The 460-nt window shown below is 63.9% G+C and carries 1 pseudogene; it reads left to right on the forward strand.

From position 1 onward, the window contains the following. Window positions 1-74: 74 nt before the first annotated feature. Window positions 75-460, forward strand: a pseudogene (locus CVH10_RS17445) (AMP-binding protein); the annotation flags it as partial.

Here is a 460-nt window from a genome sequence, read left to right on the forward strand (position 1 = left end):
CCATCGAGCGCCCTGAAGGGCAGTAAGCACCTCACCACCCGCCGGACGACACGCGCTTCCCGAACGAACATTTCGACCAGAACGCTCTGGCCACCACCTTCCACACGACCGGCACGACGGGCCTGCCGAAGGCGGTGACCTTCAGTCACCGCCAGCTTGTCCTGCATACGCTGGCGGTCGGGCTGGCCATGGGACAGCAACCGGTTGAACAGGGGTTGTGGCGTGACTCCGTCTATATGCCCATCACGCCGATGTTCCATGTTCACGCCTGGGGTTTGCCCTATGTCGCGACCGTGTTGGGCCTGAAACAGGTCTATCCCGGCCGCTATGTCCCGGAGCGCCTGCTGGCGCTGAAACGCGACGAGGGCGTGACCTATTCCCACTGCGTGCCGACCATCCTTCAGATGATCCTGGACGCCGCCGGACCCGACGCGCGTCTGGGTCCGTGGACGATCATCAT

The organism is Halomonas sp. ND22Bw (assembly GCF_003011945.1).
Lineage (GTDB): Bacteria > Pseudomonadota > Gammaproteobacteria > Pseudomonadales > Halomonadaceae > Halomonas > Halomonas halophila.